Below are 16,564 nucleotides of genomic sequence, written 5' to 3'. Positions count from 1 at the left end.
GGTTTTGCTTGATTTCTCCGGGTTCTCACCCCGTACACCGCTGCCACCCTAAACCCGTGAGAAGGTTTGGGTCGCAGCTCTCGGTCACGAAATCAAGAGATTTGCCATGAAAAAGATCGTACCCGACCCACCCCACCGCACCCCGGTCACCACCCCTTTCTTCACCGTCCAATCCGACATGTACCCACCCGACGCCCTCGCCCACGTCAGTGAGCTGCTACGCGGCGTCATCGAAACCATCGACGAACACTGCCGCGCCCGCGCCGGCGAACCTGGGCTGAACATGCTGGGCAATGCGATGCATGCCAGCGAGATTGCCTATTCGCTGGTTGAGCATGTGCAGACTCGGCTCTTCGGCCAGCAGGCCAAGGAGTGACGACATGGCCGACGAACCCAACATCACCACCATCGGCGTGGAAACCTTCCTTGAAGTCGGCAACCCGCCCATCAACTTGCTGCGAGTACAGCCCGGCGTGCCGATTGACGACGCCTACGAGCAGGTCTCGGTTTTACTCGGCTATATCAAGCACCTGGTGCGTGAGGGCGACATGGAAGATGACCACAAGCTGCTGGGCGCAGCAGATTATCTGACGGCCTTGGCCAAGGCGCTGATGAATGAAATCGAGATGAGCAAGAACCGGTTGCATTGACCTTCGGGGGCCAATCGCCGGCAAGCTAACTACAACATCGGGTGTTAAACCCCGTGGGAGCTGGCGGCAGCCTGCGATCGAGTGCGAAGCGCTCGCAACGATACCAAGGCCACCACAGTTGGGGCCGCAATGCGTCCCATCGCCGGCTGGCGCCAGCTCCCACCAGAACGTCGCAAGCTTCGGGATTTTAACCAAGCAACCTGCCCCACAGGTTAACCACTACCTGTAGGAGGCAATTTGCCGAAGATATGCTCCGCTCAGCAACGCGGCAGGTTACGCACCACATTCAACGCCGCACTGCTCTGCGCCACCGGCATCATTTCAACGGTATTGATGTTCACATGCGCCGGCTGCTCGGCGATCCAGGCCACGGTCGCGGCGATGTCCTCGGGCAGAATCGCCTGCACGTCGCGGTACAGCGCATCCACTGCAGCCAGGTCACCGTTCAGGCGCACCACCGAGAAGTCGGTGCCCGAACACAGCCCCGGCTCGATATTGCTGACGCGCACCCGAGTGCCAGCCAGGTCGGCCCGCAGGTTGAGACTGAACTGGCGGACAAAGGCCTTGCTGGCACCGTAGACATTGCCACCTGGGTAGGGGTAAGTACCGGCAATCGAACCGATGTTGATGATCATGCCACTGTCGGCCGCCACCATCTGCGGCAGCACCGCATGGGTCACCATGGCCAGGCCGGTGATGTTGGTGTCGATCATGCGCTGCCAGTTTTCCGCGCTGCTGACCTGGGCACGCTCGACGCCCAGCGCCAGGCCAGCGTTGTTGACCAGCACGTCGATGCTAGGCGCCGCTTCGTTGATCTGCTCCACCGCAGAGGCAATCGACCGGGCATCGGTGACATCCAGCGTCAGCGGGATGAAGTTGTCGCCCAGTTCGGCCTCAAGCGCTTGCAGTTTGTCGGTGCGCCGGGCGCCACCGATCACGCGGTAGCCCTTCTTGACCAGAACTTGGCAGATGGCGCGGCCAAACCCGGAGGATGCGCCGGTTACGAATGCTGTTTTCATCAGGTATCTCCAAAGGTCGAGGGGTCAGGCCAGGTACTTCACGCCCAGGCTGGTGAACAGGCAGAGCATCGAGAACACCAGGGCCTTGCGGACCACCTCGTTGCCCTTGCGGATGGCCAGTGCGCTGCCCATGTGGTTGCCGAGGATGTTGCAGAGCACCAGCGGCACGGCCAGCAGGTAGACCACCTTGCCCGCCATCACGAAGGCCACCAGCGCGCCGATGTTCGAGGCGAAGTTGAAGGTCTTGGAGTTGGCCGAGCTGGACACCAGGTCCATGCGCAGCAGGTAATGGAAAGCAATGATGAACATGCTGCCGGTGCCCGGGCCGAAGAAGCCGTCATAGAAGCCGATGACGAGGCAGGTCAGCGGCACCACGGTATAGAGCATGCGCGTCGACAGCTCACGCTCTTCGACCGGGCGATCCTTGGGTGTGAGGAAGATAAGGATGCCGAAGGGAATCAGCGCCAGGATGATCTTGCCCACGGTTTCCTGGGAGATCGACACGATCAGGTGCGCGCCCAGGTAGGCACCCAGCAGCGAGAACGGCACACCGACCAACGCCACCTGCCAGACCATCTTGCTGTTGGCCAGGAAGTTTCTGATGGCCGCCAGCGTGCCCAGGGTACTCACCAGTTTTTCCTGGCCAAGGGCGACCTGCGGTGGCATGCCCACCAGCAGAAAACCTGGCACCAGGAACAGCCCGCCGCCACCGGCGATGCTGTCCACGAAGCCGGCGATGAAGGCGATTGCGCCAAGCAGCAGGATCGCCAACAACCAATGTTCCGCCCAGAAGGTGCCTGACAGTTCCATCGCGATAGATTCCATTCCAATTGATCCTGATACAGGGTGGGCCTTCACATTACATCGACTCAATCATAGTAATTGCAAAAATTGAATCGATTCAATGTTTTTGTAGATCAGGATCGAGCTGCCAGATAGGGCAGGTATTTGAAGGGCCTTAACGGGTCAATCGATGTAATTAGCCCGCAAGCAATGGCAATTAACTCGATTTGACCTTTCGTGCTAGGCTTTCGCGCTCTCGCGGATTCTGGTGCCATTCCCATGTGGGTTCCTCGTTACAGTGACCTGTCGCAACCGGTCTACCTGATGATCGCCGACGCCCTCGAACAGGACATCGGCAATGGCCGCCTGGCAGCGGGCGATCGCCTGCCAACGCTCAAGGAGCTGGCCGAGTCATTGAATGTGACCCCTGGCACCATCGGCCGGGCGTACGACGAAGCCGCCAAGCGTGGTCTGGTAGTGGGTGAAGTAGGCCGCGGCACGTTCGTGCAGCAGCAGGCCAGCGTCAGCGCGTCATCTGCTCGCCCAGGCCCTGTTCCAAGCGAAAGCGACCAGGTCGACCTCTCGATCATCAAGCCCCATGACGCGCACACGGCCGACTGGCTGCGCAGTGCGATCAACGAGCTGGCCGAGTCCCCCGACCTGGCTCAGGTGCTGGACTACGTCACCGAAGGTGGCCATGCGACGCACAAGCAGGCGGGTGCGGCCTGGATCCAGCGCTGGCTGCCCGAAGCCCGCTGGCAGCAGGTGGTGCTGACCTCTGGCGCGCAACATGGCCTGCTGGTGGCCATCAGCAGCCTGTCGAAAAGCGACGATGTGATTCTGTGCGAGTCGTTCTGCTACCCGGGCATCATTTCACTGGCCCACAGCATGGGGCGCCGTCTGCGCGGCGTGGCGATGGACGAGCACGGCCTGATCCCGGAGGCTCTTCGCGCAGCTTGTCGTGAGCACCGCCCTGCCCTGCTGGTCTGCGTCGCCACCCACCAGAACCCGACCAACTCGATCATGCCCCGCGAACGGCGCGAGGCGATTGCGCAGATCGCCCGCGAGTTCGACCTGTTCATCATCGATGACGATATTTACGGTTTTCTTGAGCCGGCCCCCGACTACAAACCGCTGGCCGCCTATGCGCCCGAGCGTTCGGTGTACCTGACCAGCCTGTCCAAGAGCGTGCTGCCGGCGCTGCGCATCGGCTACCTGTATGCCCCGCCGCAAACCCTGTCGCGGCTGTCGTCGATGGTGCGCAGCAGCGTCTGGATGCCTTCGCCGCTGATGGCCCAACTGGCCAGCAACCTGATCAACAGCGGCAAGGCCGATCAATTGATCCAGGTGCAGCAGAACGAAGCTGCGGCACGTCAGCAAATGGCTCGGGAAATCCTCGGCCAGTACAACATTCGCAGCCAGCCCAACAGCTTCCATATCTGGCTGGAGCTGCCCGAGCCTTGGACCAGCGACGAGTTCGCCAACCTGGCTCGCAACAATGGGGTGACGGTGGTCAGTGGCAGCCAGTTCCTGCCGGAACGAACCTCAGCCACCTGCGGTGTGCGCATTGCCCTGATGACACCCAGCCGCCAGGAACTGAGCTTCGCCCTGACCAAGCTGGCCAGCTTGCTGGATTCGCCAGAGCCACGACTGTTCTACTGAGCCGGGACTGACCTCACGGCTCAGCGCGCTCCAGCGTCAACTCGACCCGCCGATTTTTCGCCCGCCCCTGCGCATCGGCGTTGTCCGCCAACGGCTGGGTGTCGGCCATACCAACGGCGGTGAGCCGGGCGCCAGCGATGCCTTGTTGCTGCAGGTAGCGCACGACGCTGCCGGCCCGGGCGCCGGACAGTTCCCAGTTGGAGGGGTAGCGCTCATTGCGGATGGTGCGGTTGTCGGTATGGCCGGCAACGATGATCCGGTGGGGGATGCCGCTCAACACGCCAGCCAGGCGTTGCAGGGCCTGCAAACCCCTCGGGTCGAGGTCGGTCTGCCCGGAGTGGAACAGGATGCTGCTGTCGATCCGGAAGCTGACAGTGCGCTCATTGCGGATCACTTCGATATCACTGCCCAACTGGTCCAGGGGTAGCTCGGCAAGCGGGTTGCTTTGCTCTTCCGGCGCCGGGGTGACTGGAACTTCGGTGACAGGCGGCACCTCGATTACGGGTGGCGGCTCGGGCACGATCGGCGCAACGCGCAGCAGTGCCCCCGGCGGATCGACTCTTGTCAGCTGGGCCATATCGAGTGGCTGGAACAGTTCAGACGGCACTTGCGTCGGCTGGTTGCGGCTGATCATGGCTTGGGCAAGCATGGCCAGGACCATGACCAGCAGCAGCGTCATCAGGTCCAGATAGGTCATCATCCAGCCCTCGGCATCGGTCTCCGCTGCCGTACCGCCCAGCCAGTCTGGCGCCATGGCCGAGCGCTTGAGGTTGCACTGCCGCTCGCGGGCCTTCATCAGTTCGACTTCCAGCGCGCGCTGATGCGCCAGCCAGTGTCGGTTGTCAGCCACACTGTTGTGCGAGGCATTGAGCAGGCTCATGGGCGTTTGCGCCAGACCGCGAACAGCGTCGGGTCGATACGCCGGGCACTTTCCTCCTGCAACTCGTCCTGCTGGTGATCGACCAGCGTCTTCAGGGTTTCTCGCATCAGGCCGGGGCTGCGCTTTCTGGCCATCATCGAGATGCCTTGCAGAATCATGTTCATCAGCACCACCCGCCGCTCGGTACGCCGCTCGAGCTTGACCGCCACCGGCTTGAACAACAGGTTGGCCAGCAGCACGCCATACAGCGTGGTGGTCAGGCTCATCGCCATCTGCCTGCCAACACTGCCCAGGTCGCCATCGCCCAGCACGAAGACCATGTTCACCAGGCCGACCAGGGTGCCGAGCATGCCGAACGCCGGGGCGTAGCTGGCCATGACGCGAAACATCTGCGCTTCGGCCTGCTCCTTGGCCCGCAGCCGGGCGATGCGCCATTGCATGATTTCAAGGATGTCCTCCTCCGCCACCTGGTCGACCAACAGCTGCACGCCAGAGCACAGGAACGGGTTCTGCACCTGCGCCAGCGCCTTCTCCACCGCGCGGCTGTCGCCATCGACCCAGCGCCGGGCCAGGCTTACCAGGTCGTCGATATCGTGCAGCGCACGCTCGCGCTCGGTACGCAGAACGGTGACCAGCAGGCGGCCGATGCGGCGGACTTCGGCCATGGGATAGCTGATGCAGGTGGCCGCGAAAGTGCCCCCCAGCACGATGGCCAGGCTCGGCAGGTCGATCAGCAGCGCAGGCTGCTGCGCGCAGAACATCATCAGCACTGCCAGCAACAGCAGGCTGGCGAACAGGCCGATCAGGGTCGATGGGTTCATGGACACTCCGTGGACGGCCCCCGGCCGTTGAATAATGTTGCGTCGCTTTATAGCGGCAAGGGCCAACGGGCAAAGGGGCTAATACAGCCACTTTTCGCGGCGAGTTTGCGCGACGGGATGACGGGGTCGTGGTGGGTGGAGCAGCTGGGCAACTTTTTTTCGGTGTGGCGCTAAAGGTGAGATTTGCGGGCGCCGATGTTCGCGCTGTCAGCAAGACCAAGGCGCTGTAAATGTGGAGCGCCGGACCCGTGCTTGTCACAAGTGCCCAACCACGAAAAGGAACCACACGATGTCTGTCATCAATACCAACATCACCTCGTTGATTGCCCAACAGAACCTGAGCGCTTCGGAAAGCAGCCTGAGCACCTCGATCGAGCGTCTGTCCTCGGGCCTGAAGATCAACAGCGCCTCCGACGACGCCGCCGGCCAGGCCATCGCCAACCGCATGAGCTCGCAGATCACCGGCCTTGAGCAGGCAAGCAGCAACGCCAGCGACGGCATCTCCCTGGCACAGACCACCGAAGGCGCGCTGGACCAGGTCAACGACAACCTGCAGCGTATCCGTGAGCTGGCGGTTCAAGCGTCCAACGGCACCAACTCGCAGTCCGACCTGCAGTCGATCCAGGATGAAATCACCCAACGTCTGGACGAGATCAACCGTATCTCCGAGCAGACCTCGTTCAACGGCGTGGATGTCCTGGCCAAGGACCAGACCATCAGCATCCAGGTGGGCGCCAACGACGGTGAAACCATCGAAATCTCGCTCAGCGAAATCAACGCCGAGACCCTGGGTCTGGGCGATTTCAACGTCAACGGCTACGACACCACGCTGACCGCTGTCACCCTGAACGACGCTTCGGGCACCGCGATCACCTCCACCAACACCAGCTACGTCGACAGCTCGGGCACCACCGTCAGCGGCGGCACCCTGTCGCAGGACGCCGACGGCAACTACTTCCTCACCGTGGGTGGCAAGACCTACGCGGCCGAAGTGGACACCACCACCAGCGGCTCCACCACCACCGCGACCATCACCATCGACACCGACAACGCGGTCACCAAGAAGTCCACCAACACCCTGACTTCGCTGGACAACGCGCTGTACACCATCGACTCCATGCGTTCGGACCTGGGTGCGATCCAGAACCGCTTCGACTCGGCGATCACCAACATTTCCACCACGGTGACCAACCTGACGTCCGCCCGCTCCGGTATTCAGGATGTGGACTACGCCACTGAAGTGTCGGCGATGACCAGCGCGCAGATTCTGCAACAGGCCGGTACCTCGGTACTGTCCCAGGCCAACTCCATGCCGCAGCAGATGCTGTCGCTGCTGCAGTAAGGCTGGTGATTGGCAACCTTGGTTGCCATTTGAAGGCGTGGCGCGAGCTGCGCCTTTTTTGTTGGTGGTGCAAAGGGCTCGCCAGGACATCTCCGGCGTTTGGAAGATCGAGCGCCGCCCGCGCGGCGCATCGCGAGCAAGGCTCGCTCCTACGTTTGTTTCGGGCCAATTTAAGCCTGTGGGATTTGCGCGCGAACGCCTTGGCGCATGGCTTGATATCGAGTCGTACGCACAAGGCGGTCGCGCGCGCCTGCCACAGGCGTTACTGGCCGTAAACAAACGTAGGAGCGAGCCTTGCTCGCGATGCGCCGCGCGGGCGGCGCTCGATATCCGCCCCTCCACAAAACCCAAGACAGGCACTCGCACCACCAATGGGCAAAATCCCGAGGTTGGCAGGTGGCTTATCCGGGCTTTGCCCAACCCTGCGCAGGGATAGCATTCGGGCTTGTTTTCCTACGCCACAAGGCCGTTCCCATGCCCAAGCCCCAGCGCGCTCGACCCCCTAAACCCCGCCTATCTCCCCCGCCTTTGAACCTGGGCGAAGCGCAACGCATTTGCCAGCGCCGCCCCGATGATGCGCGGGCCTGGCAAACCCTGGGCAATCTGCAGTTGGGCGATGCTCCAGAGCAGGCCCTGGCCAGTTACGAACACGCCCTGAAGCTCACCCCAGACGACCCGCTGGTACTTGAACTGGTGGCCAAGGCCGCGCAGAAACTGGGCGACTTCGAACGCGCCCTGTCCCTCGCTACGAGGGCCATCCATTTGGCGCCCGAGTGCTCCGCCGCGCACCACCGCATGGCGACCCTGCATTTCGAAAAAGGCCAATTCCCCGCAGCGCTGGAACATGTCGACCTGGCGCTGCGAAACCAACCCAACGACTGCCGCCTGCTGGCCAGAAAGGGCTTGATCCTCAATCGCCTCGACCGCTTCGGCGAGGCCATCGAGGTGTTTCGGCTGCTGATCGACCAGGAACCGAAGGACTACAGCCACTGGAACAACCTGGCCAACCTGTACAAGGACATCGGCCAGCTGGAGCTGGCCGATCAGCACTATCGCCGGGCTATTGAACTGGCCGGGCGCAAGGATGTGCTGCCCTACTCCAACCGCCTGACCAGCCTGCACTACGACCCGAACCGCAGCCGCGAGTACATCTTCGAGGTGTGCAAGGAGTGGCAGACGCGTTTCGGCCCGGCCTGCGTCCCCCCTCGCCCACTGGCAGACAACCTTGCGCCGGACAAACCGCTGCGGGTCGGCCTGGTATCCGACGGCCTGCGCCAGCACCCGGTCGGCAACATGATCGTCGGCGTGCTCGAACGCCTGCCGCGCCACCAGTTCCAGCTGCTGGCCTACAGCAGCAGCCAGGTCAGCGACCACCTGACCCGGCGCATACGCGCGCGCGTTCAGGGTTGGCAACCCATCAGGCACATGGACGATCAGCGCCTGGCGCAGCAGATTCGCGACGACCGCATCGACATCCTCATCGACCTCAGCGGCCACAATGCCGGTAACCGCATGGGCACGATGGCCCTGCAGCCGGCACCTCTGTTGGTGAAGTGGGTCGGAGGGCTGATCAACACCACAGGCCTTGAGGCCATCGACTACCTGCTGACCGATGCCCTCGAGTCGCCGCCCGGCGAGGATGCCTTCTACACCGAGAAGCTGATTCGCCTGCCGGACGACTACATCTGCTACGACCCGCCGGTCTACACGCCAGACATAAAATCGCTGCCGGCCTTGAGCAACGGCTTCGTCACCTTCGGCTGTTTCAACAACCCGACCAAGATCAACGACCAATTGCTCAGCCACTGGGCAGACCTGCTGCACGCCGTTGCCGATTCGCGTCTGCTGCTCAAGGGCGGCGCCTTCGCCAACCCCGAACTGCGCGAGCACGTGCAACGCGTTCTGCAAGGGCGCGGCATCGCTCCCGAGCGTGTGCAGGTGGAAGGCCCGGTGGGTCACAAGAGCCTGCTGGAGAGCTACAACCGTGTCGACATCGCGCTCGACCCCTGGCCCTACTCCGGTGGCCTGACCACCTGCGAAGCGCTGTTGATGGGCGTACCGGTGGTGACCTTGCCCGGCCCCACCTTTGCCGGTCGCCACTCCACCACTCACCTGGTCAATGCTGGCCTGCCCGAACTGGTGGTCGACAGCTGGGACGCGTACGTGCAACGCGCTGCATCGCTGGCCCGCGACCTGCCGAGCCTTGCGACCATCCGCAACCACCTGCGCGACAAGTTGATGAGCTCGCCGGTCTGCGACAGCCAGCGGTTCGCTTCGCATCTGGGCAATGCCTTGCGCGCCATCTGGCAGCGCCATTGTGCCGCGAAGCCTGCTGCCGCCCTGACGCTGAACAAGGACGGCAGCGCCTTCTTCGAAGATGAGCACGACGCCGTGCGGCTTCAGCACCCCGCAGCACCTGCCGCGCAAGGCGAGTTCAGTTTCAGCTTCAAGGGCCGAATCGTCACCCTGGACCACGGCGCCGCCCTGCTGGGCTCACCGCGCTACGTTTCCCTGCAGCGGCTGGGCGTGCTGTCGACCATCGCCTTCGACCCCAGCAGCCGCATCAGCAACGCCAGCCAGTTGAAGCAGCTGGGCGAGCTGCACTATTACCCGAATACCGCCCTGGGCAACGGCCGCCCCGCAACACTGCGCGCCTGCCTCGACCCGGCGCTGAGCGCCACACTCGAACCCTTGCCAGCGCCCAGCAAAGGGCCGATGCCACAAGTACTGGCCCGCGTGAAGCTGCCAACGCTTCGACTGGACGCCATCGAAGGGCTCGACACGCTGGACTGGCTGCTGCTGGACAACCTCAACGACAGCCTGGCGACCATCGACCACGGCACAGGCACGCTGGCCAACACCTTGCTGGTGCAGGCGCGCTTCAACTTTTCCGCCACCCATGAAGGCCAGCCGAGCATCGCCGACCTGTGCCAGCGGCTCATGCCACTGGGCTTCAGTTTCTACCGGCTGCACAACCTCCAGTACCGCAGCTACGCAACCGACGACCCGGCCAGTGCGACGCTCGGCGCATCGCAACTGGTGTGTGCCGATGCCCTGTTCCTGCCCAGCAAGGAACGCATGGCCGGCCTTGGCGAGAACCCGCGGCGCAAGCTGGCGTTTCTGCTGCACACCGTCTTCGACGCAAAAGACGCGACGCTGCAATTGCTGCGCGAGCTGGAGGGTGACGTTGCCGAGCGCTACCTGAAATACTGCCAACTCAACCTGAGCGTGCTAGAGGCCTCTCGTAAAGCGCCGCCAACATTCGCGCCACCCGCACCGCAAGTGCCATTACAGGAACCGCAGCTGACGTTCCCAGCGGAAGTGGCTAAGTATGTCGAGTCGATCTACGCCAAAGCTTCGGTGATTCTCGAATACGGCAGCGGCGGCTCTACCCTGCTGGCCGGACGCATGGAGGGCAAGACCGTGTTCTCGGTCGAGAACGACCTGCGCTGGGCCGAGCAGATGCAGCACCTGATCGACACGGCCGACCTGCCATCGCCGCCGCGCATGCACCCGGTGGATGTGGGCGCTACCGGTGCCTGGGCCAGGCCCCGCGATGCTTCGGGATGGAAACGCTTTCATCGTTACCCGCTGCAGGTGTGGGATGAGGCAGGCTTCCAGGCGCCCGATGTGGTGCTGATCGATGGGCGCTTCCGCGTCGCCTGCTTCGTCACCGCTTGCCTGCGCATCACCAAGCCCACCATCGTGCTGTTCGACGACTACCTAGACCGACCGCACTATCACGTGGTCGAGCGCCTGGCGAAGCCCACAGCGCACATCGGCCGCATGGCCCGTTTCGACTTGCAGCCGATGGCTGAAATCCCCAGAGAACTGCTGACCTGGATGGTGTCGAGCTATAACGAGGTGGCCTACGCCAGCTAAGCGACGCTGACGCGGTCGGGGCTGATTCAGCCCCGGCCGATGGCGCGGTAGGTCAGGCCGGCATCAGCGGCGGCGCGGGGGTCGTAGAGGTTGCGCCCATCGATCACGACGGCACTGCGCAGTTGCTGGCGCAGCCAGTCGAAGTCGACACTGCGAAAGGCTTTCCACTCGGTGCAGATCACCAGCGCGTCAGCGCCCTTCACTGCCTGGATCCGGTCCCCGGCCAGCAACAGGTCGTCACGCTCGCCATACAGCCGACGACACTCCGGCATCGCTTCAGGGTCGTACGCCTGCACCCGTGCACCGCTTGCCCACAACGCCTCCATCAACGCCCGGCTGGGCGCTGCGCGCATGTCGTTGGTGTTGGGCTTGAAGGCCAGCCCCCAGACGGCAATGGTCCGTCCTTCAAGCTCACCGCCCAGCGCGTGCTCCAGCTTCTTGAACAGCGCGGCTTTCTGGCGCTGGTTGATCGCCTCCACCGCATTGAGCAACTGGGGTTCGTAACCGACGGCCTGGGCGGTGCGGCTCAGAGCCTGAATGTCCTTGGGAAAGCACGAGCCCCCATAGCCGCAGCCTGGGTAGATGAAGTCGTAGCCAATGCGCGGGTCGCTGCCGATGCCGTGTCGGACTTCTTCGATGTCCACGCGCAGGTGCTCGGCCAGGTTGGCCATCTCGTTCATGAAGCTGATCTTGGTGGCCAGCATGGCGTTGGCGGCGTACTTGGTCAGCTCGGCGGCCCGCAGGCTCATGAACATCAATTTGTCGTGGTTACGGTTGTAGGGGGCATAGCATTCGCGCATCAGGCGCATGACCGCCGGCGACTCGGTGCCGACAACGATGCGGGCGCCACGGGTAAAGTCCTCGATGGCCGCCCCTTCCTTGAGAAACTCAGGGTTCGAGCAGACTTCAAACGGCAGTTGCAGGCCACGTCTTGCCAGCTCGGCGGCGATGGTCGCCTGTACTTTTTCGCCAGTGCCAACAGGCACGGTGGACTTGCCCACCACCACCTTGTAGCCGCTCATGAACCGGCCAATGTCCCGGGCCACCGCCAGCACATATTGAAGGTCGGCCGAACCATCTTCATCGGGCGGGGTACCTACAGCGATGAACAGCAGTTCGGCAAAGGCAACGGCCTGTGCCGCATCGCAGCTGAAGTGCAGGCGCCCGGCGCGAAGGTTGCTGCCGAGCAGCACGTCCAGCCCGGGTTCATGGATGGGGACTTCGCCGGCCTTCAAGGACTCGACGCGCAACGGGTCGATGTCCATGCACATCACATCATGCCCTGCATCGGCCAGGCAGGCGCTTGCCACCAGCCCTACGTACCCGGAACCAAACACGCTGATTTTCATGGTTTTCCTAACGATCAGTCCGCCAGCTTCGCACGCAGGCGGGCGATGGCCTGGCTGTGCAGCTGGCAGACACGGGACTCGCTGATTTTCAGCACCTGACCAATCTCACGCATGTTGAGTTTTTCCTGGTGGTACAGCGCCATCAGCAGCCGCTCGCGCTCGGGCAAGCTGTCGATCGCGCGTATCAGCAGCGTGCGATTGCACTCGTCGAGCAGTGCGTTGACGGGGTTGCGACCATGGAATTCGAGGGTTTCCAAGTGGTCTTCACTGACCTGGTCGATGGGCAGCATGTGGCTGCCATTGGTATCGCACAGCAGCTGGTGGTATTCGGCCAGGGACATGCCCATGGCGGTGGCGATCTCGCGCTCGGTAGGCGAGCGGCCGAGGCTCTGCTCTAGCCGATACAGGGTGTCCGACAGCAGCCGTGCCTGGCGCCGCACGCTGCGTGGCGCCCAGTCGCGCGAGCGCAGTTCGTCGAGCATGGCCCCGCGAATGCGGTGCAGCACGAAAGTGCCGAAGGTGGTCCCCCGGGTCTGGTCGTAGCGGGTGATGGCATCGAGCAGGCCGATGCTGCCGGCCTGGATGAGGTCATCCAGGTCGATGCTGGGCGGCAGCTTCGTCTTGAAGTTCAGTGCATGCCGTTTGACCAAGGGCAAGTACTGCTGCAGCAGTTCCTGTTGGTACATCCTGCCTTGTGCCGTATACATCGTGCGCGCCTGTGAAGGACCCATGTGGCGATGAGGCATCCGCGCCGATTGCAAACCGAGCGCTGCCTGAGGGATAGCGCCGGGATTATCGGCGCAGCGTTCTGGCCGCGAAGCCAAGAACAACCCCGTGGTTTCAGGGCTATTCGTCAGTTAGCCGGCGTCAGGACCCAGGCGCGCCGATGATGCTGGTGATACGCAGGGTGCGGTCCTCAGGGATTTCACTCAGCGCGATCACCGCCAGCTGACGCAGGCGCCGGCGCAGGAAGCGCGACAACACTGGGCGCAGGCGGTTGGGCACCACCAGCACGGCCGGGTCGCTGTTCATTTCCTGGCGCTTGAGGGCCTGGGTGGTTTCCTTCATCAAGGTGTCGGCCAGGCTCGGCTCCAGGGAGCCGCCATTGCCAACCGCCTGCATCACCACCTGCTCCAGGTTGAAATCCAGGCCAATGACACGCAGTTCCGGCTTGTTGGCGTAGTACTGGTTGACGATGGAACGGCCCAGGGCGATGCGCACCAGTGCCGTCAGCTCGGCAATGTCGGGCGGCTGCTGGGCGCCGCCGTGCTCGGCCAGGGTGTCGAGGATGGTGCGCATGTCGCGGATCGGCACGTTCTCCTCCAGCAGGTTCTGCAGAATGCGTTGCAGTTGCGTCAGCGTCAGCAGCTTGGGCACCACTTCATCTGCCAGGCCCTTGCCGTCGCTGCCCAGCTTGTCCAGCAGCTTCTGCACCTCGCCACGCCCCAGCATGTCCTTGGCATGCTGATGCAGCAGATGGTTCAGGTGGGTAGCCGCCACGGTGCTGGCATCGACCACGGTGTAGCCGTAGATCTGCCCATGCTCGCGCAGGTTCTGGTCGATCCAGATGGCGGGCAGGCCGAAGGCCGGGTCCACCGCCTCCTTGCCTTCCAGCTGACCAGTGACCTTGCCAGGGTTGATCGCCAACCACTTGCCGGGGTAGATCTCGCCGCGCCCCACTTCCACGCCCTTGAGGCTGATGATGTAGGTGTTGGGCGACAATTCCAGGTTGTCGCGCACGTGCACCACCGGCGGCAGAAAGCCCATGTCCTGGGCGAACTTCTTGCGCAGGCTCTTGATACGCGTGCTCAGCTCGCCTTGCTGGCGCACGTCCACCAGCGGAATGAGCCGATGGCCCACGCGCAGGCTGAGGGTGTCCACCAGCTTCACGTCATCCCAACTCGCCTCGCTGCTCTGCACCGCCGCCTTGGGTTGGGCGACCGATACCGGTGCCTGCTCGGCCAGTTGCTCCTGGCGCGAGAACCACCAGCCCAGCCCGCCCAACAGCGCGGTCAGCAGCAGGAACACCAGGTTGGGCATGCCGGGCACCAGGCCCAGCAAGCCCATCACGCCGGCCGTCATCATCAGCATCTTCGGGCGGCTGAACAGCTGGCCGATCATCTGCCGGCTGACGTCCTCCTCGGTATTCACCCGCGACACCATGACACCGGCCGCAATGGAGATCACCAGGCCAGGAATCTGCGCCACCAGGCCATCGCCAATGGTCAGCATGGTGTAGGTGTGGGCCGCGTCGGCGAAGCTCATGTCGTGCTGCAGCAGGCCGATGGCCAGGCCACCGACGACGCACACCGCCATGATCACCAGGCCGGCCACGGCGTCACCCCGCACGAACTTGCTGGCACCGTCCATGGAGCCGAAGAAGTCGGCTTCCTGGGCAACTTCCTTGCGTCGCTTGCGGGCCTCTGGCTCGCCGATCAGGCCGGCGTTGAGGTCGGCATCGATGGCCATCTGCTTGCCGGGCATCGAATCGAGGGTGAAGCGTGCGCCCACCTCGGCGATACGGCCCGCGCCCTTGGTAATCACCATGAAGTTGATGGTCACCAGAATCAGGAACAGCGCCAGCCCCACCGCAAAGTTGCCGCCAACCAGAAACTCGCCGAAGGCCTCGATCACCTTGCCAGCGGCGTCGGTGCCAGTATGGCCATGCATCAGGATCACCCGCGTCGATGCCACGTTCAGCGACAGGCGCAGCAGCGTGGTGAACAGCAGCACCGACGGAAATGCCGAGAAGTCCAACGGCTTCTCGGTGAGCATGCTGACGATCAACACCATGATCGCCAGGGCAATGTTGAAGGTGAACAGCAGGTCGAGAATGAAGCTTGGCAGCGGCAGGATCATCATCGACAGGATGAGCACGATCAGCACCGGGCCGGTCATGATCTTCAGGTCGGCGCCGGCTGGCCAGGCGTCGCGACGTAACAGGGCAGTCAGGCCTTTCATGGGTCTTGTGGGTCCTCGGTTTTCCTGGCGCGTCGTCCTGGCTGGTCCATGCCATCAGGAACGTTCAGATTGAGCGGTGTGGGCGGAACGGGCCCGCCGTGTTCGCTGACGCGCTTGAGGCGGATGGCCCAGGCCACCACCTCGGCGACAACGGTGTAGAGCTCCATGGGGATCTCTCGGTCGAGGTCCACATGGAAATACAGCGCACGCGCCAGCGGAGGCGCCTGCAGAATCGGCAGGTCATGCTCCTGGGCGATCTCGCGAATACGCAGCGCCACGGCATCCGCCCCCTTGGCGAGTACGCGCGGGGCGCCATCCTTGTCCTTGCGGTAACTGAGGGCGACCGCGAAATGGCTGGGGTTGGTCACCACCACGTCAGCCTTGGGCACCTTGCTCATCATGCGTCGGCGCGCCCGTGTCTGCTGCAGGCGCCGGATGCGCGCCTTCACATGGGGGTCACCGTCGGAGTTCTTGTGCTCCTGGCGCACCTCCTCCTTCGACATCCGCAGGTTCTTGGCGTAGGTCCACAACTGGTAGGGCGTGTCCATGCCGACCACGACGATCAGGGCCGCCACGCAGGTGGCACAGGCCTTCGCCGTCAACGCCATGGTCGTCACCAGCGCCTGCTGCGGTGGCAGCTTGGGCAGGCCGAGCAGTTGGCCGATGTGGGCATCCAGGAACAGGTACAGCACCAGGCCAACGAGCGTGGCTTTGGCGATGGCCTTGGCCAGTTCCACCAGCACCTGCATGGAAAACAGGCGCGCCAGGCCGCTGATCGGGTTGACCCGGGACAGACGCGGCCGCGCCGCTGCCAGGGTGATGACCAGCCCGCCAAGCAACGTCGGCGCTACCAGGGCGGCAAACACCATCAAGGCGAAGAACGGAATCAGGGCCATCAGCGCCGACTGGCCGAGCGCCCAGCAGGTGGCGAGCATGCGCGCGGTATCGAACAGCTGGACGCGATCGAACAGCAGTGCCCGCTCGACGATGGCGCCGATCTGGTCGTAAAGATGCCCGCCCATGACCCACAGCCCACCGATACCGGCCAGCAGCATGACGAACGTGGTCAACTCGCGCGAGCGCGCAATCTGCCCTTCTTCCCGGGCTTTTTCGATGCGGCGCGGCGTGGCCGCTTCGGTCTGGTCTTCTCTGCTGGTCTCGGCCATGATCGTTCAGGCAACAGCGGCCACCCGGGCAGTTCAGGGGCCGCTATTG

13 protein-coding genes are annotated in these 16,564 nt (G+C 63.5%); 5 read left to right on the top strand and 8 right to left on the bottom strand.

What is annotated here, in order from left to right; all coding sequences use genetic code 11:
• The first annotated feature begins 106 nt into the window (after positions 1-106).
• A complete protein-coding gene (locus PspTeo4_RS24235) occupies positions 107-376 on the top strand; it encodes a hypothetical protein (protein ID WP_322366291.1) in 270 nt (89 codons plus the stop codon).
• A 4-nt stretch (positions 377-380) separates the two neighbouring features.
• Complete coding sequence (locus tag PspTeo4_RS24230) at positions 381-650, top strand: DUF3077 domain-containing protein (RefSeq protein ID WP_322366290.1); 270 nt, start codon at positions 381-383, stop codon at positions 648-650.
• 257 nt (positions 651-907) lie between these two features.
• On the opposite strand, the gene PspTeo4_RS24225 is transcribed toward PspTeo4_RS24230, so the two are convergent.
• The gene (locus tag PspTeo4_RS24225) at positions 908-1,669 is read right to left on the bottom strand and encodes an SDR family NAD(P)-dependent oxidoreductase (RefSeq protein ID WP_322366289.1); all 762 of its coding nucleotides are present in this window, start codon (positions 1,667-1,669) and stop codon (positions 908-910) included.
• A gap of 24 nt (positions 1,670-1,693) precedes the next feature.
• Complete coding sequence (locus PspTeo4_RS24220) at positions 1,694-2,479, bottom strand: sulfite exporter TauE/SafE family protein (RefSeq protein WP_322366925.1); 786 nt, start codon at positions 2,477-2,479, stop codon at positions 1,694-1,696.
• Between the two features lie 252 nt (positions 2,480-2,731).
• Here PspTeo4_RS24220 and PspTeo4_RS24215 point away from each other — a divergent pair, with 252 nt between their 5' ends.
• Entirely contained in the window at positions 2,732-4,114 is a 1,383-nt protein-coding gene (locus PspTeo4_RS24215) for a PLP-dependent aminotransferase family protein (protein WP_322366288.1), read from the top strand.
• 13 nt (positions 4,115-4,127) lie between these two features.
• Here PspTeo4_RS24215 and PspTeo4_RS24210 read toward each other — a convergent pair whose 3' ends face one another.
• Together PspTeo4_RS24210 and PspTeo4_RS24205 are read right to left on the bottom strand one after the other, a co-directional pair.
• The gene (locus PspTeo4_RS24210; RefSeq protein WP_322366287.1) at positions 4,128-4,994 is read right to left on the bottom strand and encodes an OmpA/MotB family protein; all 867 of its coding nucleotides are present in this window, start codon (positions 4,992-4,994) and stop codon (positions 4,128-4,130) included.
• Positions 4,991-5,815, bottom strand: coding sequence for a motility protein A (locus PspTeo4_RS24205; RefSeq protein WP_322366286.1), 825 nt, complete (start codon positions 5,813-5,815; stop codon positions 4,991-4,993). The genes PspTeo4_RS24210 and PspTeo4_RS24205 overlap by 4 nt, the downstream gene beginning before the upstream one ends.
• Before the next feature lie 289 nt (positions 5,816-6,104).
• On the opposite strand from PspTeo4_RS24205, the gene PspTeo4_RS24200 reads away from it, so the two are divergent.
• A complete protein-coding gene (locus tag PspTeo4_RS24200; protein WP_322366285.1) occupies positions 6,105-7,157 on the top strand; it encodes a flagellin in 1,053 nt (350 codons plus the stop codon).
• 474 nt (positions 7,158-7,631) lie between these two features.
• Positions 7,632-11,039: a tetratricopeptide repeat protein gene (locus tag PspTeo4_RS24195; protein ID WP_322366284.1), complete on the top strand. Its 3,408-nt coding sequence runs from the start codon at positions 7,632-7,634 to the stop codon at positions 11,037-11,039.
• A 26-nt stretch (positions 11,040-11,065) separates the two neighbouring features.
• Here the strand turns inward: PspTeo4_RS24195 and PspTeo4_RS24190 are convergent, their stop codons facing one another.
• From PspTeo4_RS24190 to flhB, 4 genes are all read right to left on the bottom strand, one after another.
• A complete protein-coding gene (locus PspTeo4_RS24190) occupies positions 11,066-12,388 on the bottom strand; it encodes a UDP-glucose/GDP-mannose dehydrogenase family protein (RefSeq protein ID WP_322366283.1) in 1,323 nt (440 codons plus the stop codon).
• A gap of 14 nt (positions 12,389-12,402) precedes the next feature.
• A complete protein-coding gene (locus tag PspTeo4_RS24185; protein ID WP_322366282.1) occupies positions 12,403-13,095 on the bottom strand; it encodes an RNA polymerase sigma factor FliA in 693 nt (230 codons plus the stop codon).
• A gap of 160 nt (positions 13,096-13,255) precedes the next feature.
• Positions 13,256-15,349, bottom strand: coding sequence for a flagellar biosynthesis protein FlhA (gene flhA / locus PspTeo4_RS24180; protein WP_322366281.1), 2,094 nt, complete (start codon positions 15,347-15,349; stop codon positions 13,256-13,258).
• Positions 15,346-16,515 carry a flagellar biosynthesis protein FlhB gene (gene flhB, locus PspTeo4_RS24175; protein ID WP_322366280.1) on the bottom strand — a complete coding sequence of 390 codons (1,170 nt, stop codon included), beginning with the start codon at positions 16,513-16,515 and terminating at the stop codon, positions 15,346-15,348. Before flhB ends, flhA begins: the two co-directional genes overlap by 4 nt.
• Between the last annotated feature and the right edge of the window lie 49 nt (positions 16,516-16,564).

It is taken from the genome of Pseudomonas sp. Teo4, assembly GCF_034387475.1.
GTDB lineage: Bacteria > Pseudomonadota > Gammaproteobacteria > Pseudomonadales > Pseudomonadaceae > Aquipseudomonas.
This window is presented reverse-complemented; position numbering and strand designations above follow the sequence as displayed.

What these genes read in the sequence shown, in the direction of transcription:
- PspTeo4_RS24235 (WP_322366291.1), top strand. Translation starts at nt 107, where the DNA reads ATGAAAAAGATCGTACCCGACCCACCCCACCGCACCCCGGTCACCACC.
- PspTeo4_RS24230 (WP_322366290.1), top strand. Translation starts at nt 381, where the DNA reads ATGGCCGACGAACCCAACATCACCACCATCGGCGTGGAAACCTTCCTT.
- PspTeo4_RS24225 (WP_322366289.1), bottom strand. Translation starts at nt 1,669, where the DNA reads ATGAAAACAGCATTCGTAACCGGCGCATCCTCCGGGTTTGGCCGCGCC.
- PspTeo4_RS24220 (WP_322366925.1), bottom strand. Translation starts at nt 2,479, where the DNA reads ATGGAACTGTCAGGCACCTTCTGGGCGGAACATTGGTTGTTGGCGATC.
- PspTeo4_RS24215 (WP_322366288.1), top strand. Translation starts at nt 2,732, where the DNA reads ATGTGGGTTCCTCGTTACAGTGACCTGTCGCAACCGGTCTACCTGATG.
- PspTeo4_RS24210 (WP_322366287.1), bottom strand. Translation starts at nt 4,994, where the DNA reads ATGAGCCTGCTCAATGCCTCGCACAACAGTGTGGCTGACAACCGACAC.
- PspTeo4_RS24205 (WP_322366286.1), bottom strand. Translation starts at nt 5,815, where the DNA reads ATGAACCCATCGACCCTGATCGGCCTGTTCGCCAGCCTGCTGTTGCTG.
- PspTeo4_RS24200 (WP_322366285.1), top strand. Translation starts at nt 6,105, where the DNA reads ATGTCTGTCATCAATACCAACATCACCTCGTTGATTGCCCAACAGAAC.
- PspTeo4_RS24195 (WP_322366284.1), top strand. Translation starts at nt 7,632, where the DNA reads ATGCCCAAGCCCCAGCGCGCTCGACCCCCTAAACCCCGCCTATCTCCC.
- PspTeo4_RS24190 (WP_322366283.1), bottom strand. Translation starts at nt 12,388, where the DNA reads ATGAAAATCAGCGTGTTTGGTTCCGGGTACGTAGGGCTGGTGGCAAGC.
- PspTeo4_RS24185 (WP_322366282.1), bottom strand. Translation starts at nt 13,095, where the DNA reads ATGTATACGGCACAAGGCAGGATGTACCAACAGGAACTGCTGCAGCAG.
- flhA (WP_322366281.1), bottom strand. Translation starts at nt 15,349, where the DNA reads ATGAAAGGCCTGACTGCCCTGTTACGTCGCGACGCCTGGCCAGCCGGC.
- flhB (WP_322366280.1), bottom strand. Translation starts at nt 16,515, where the DNA reads ATGGCCGAGACCAGCAGAGAAGACCAGACCGAAGCGGCCACGCCGCGC.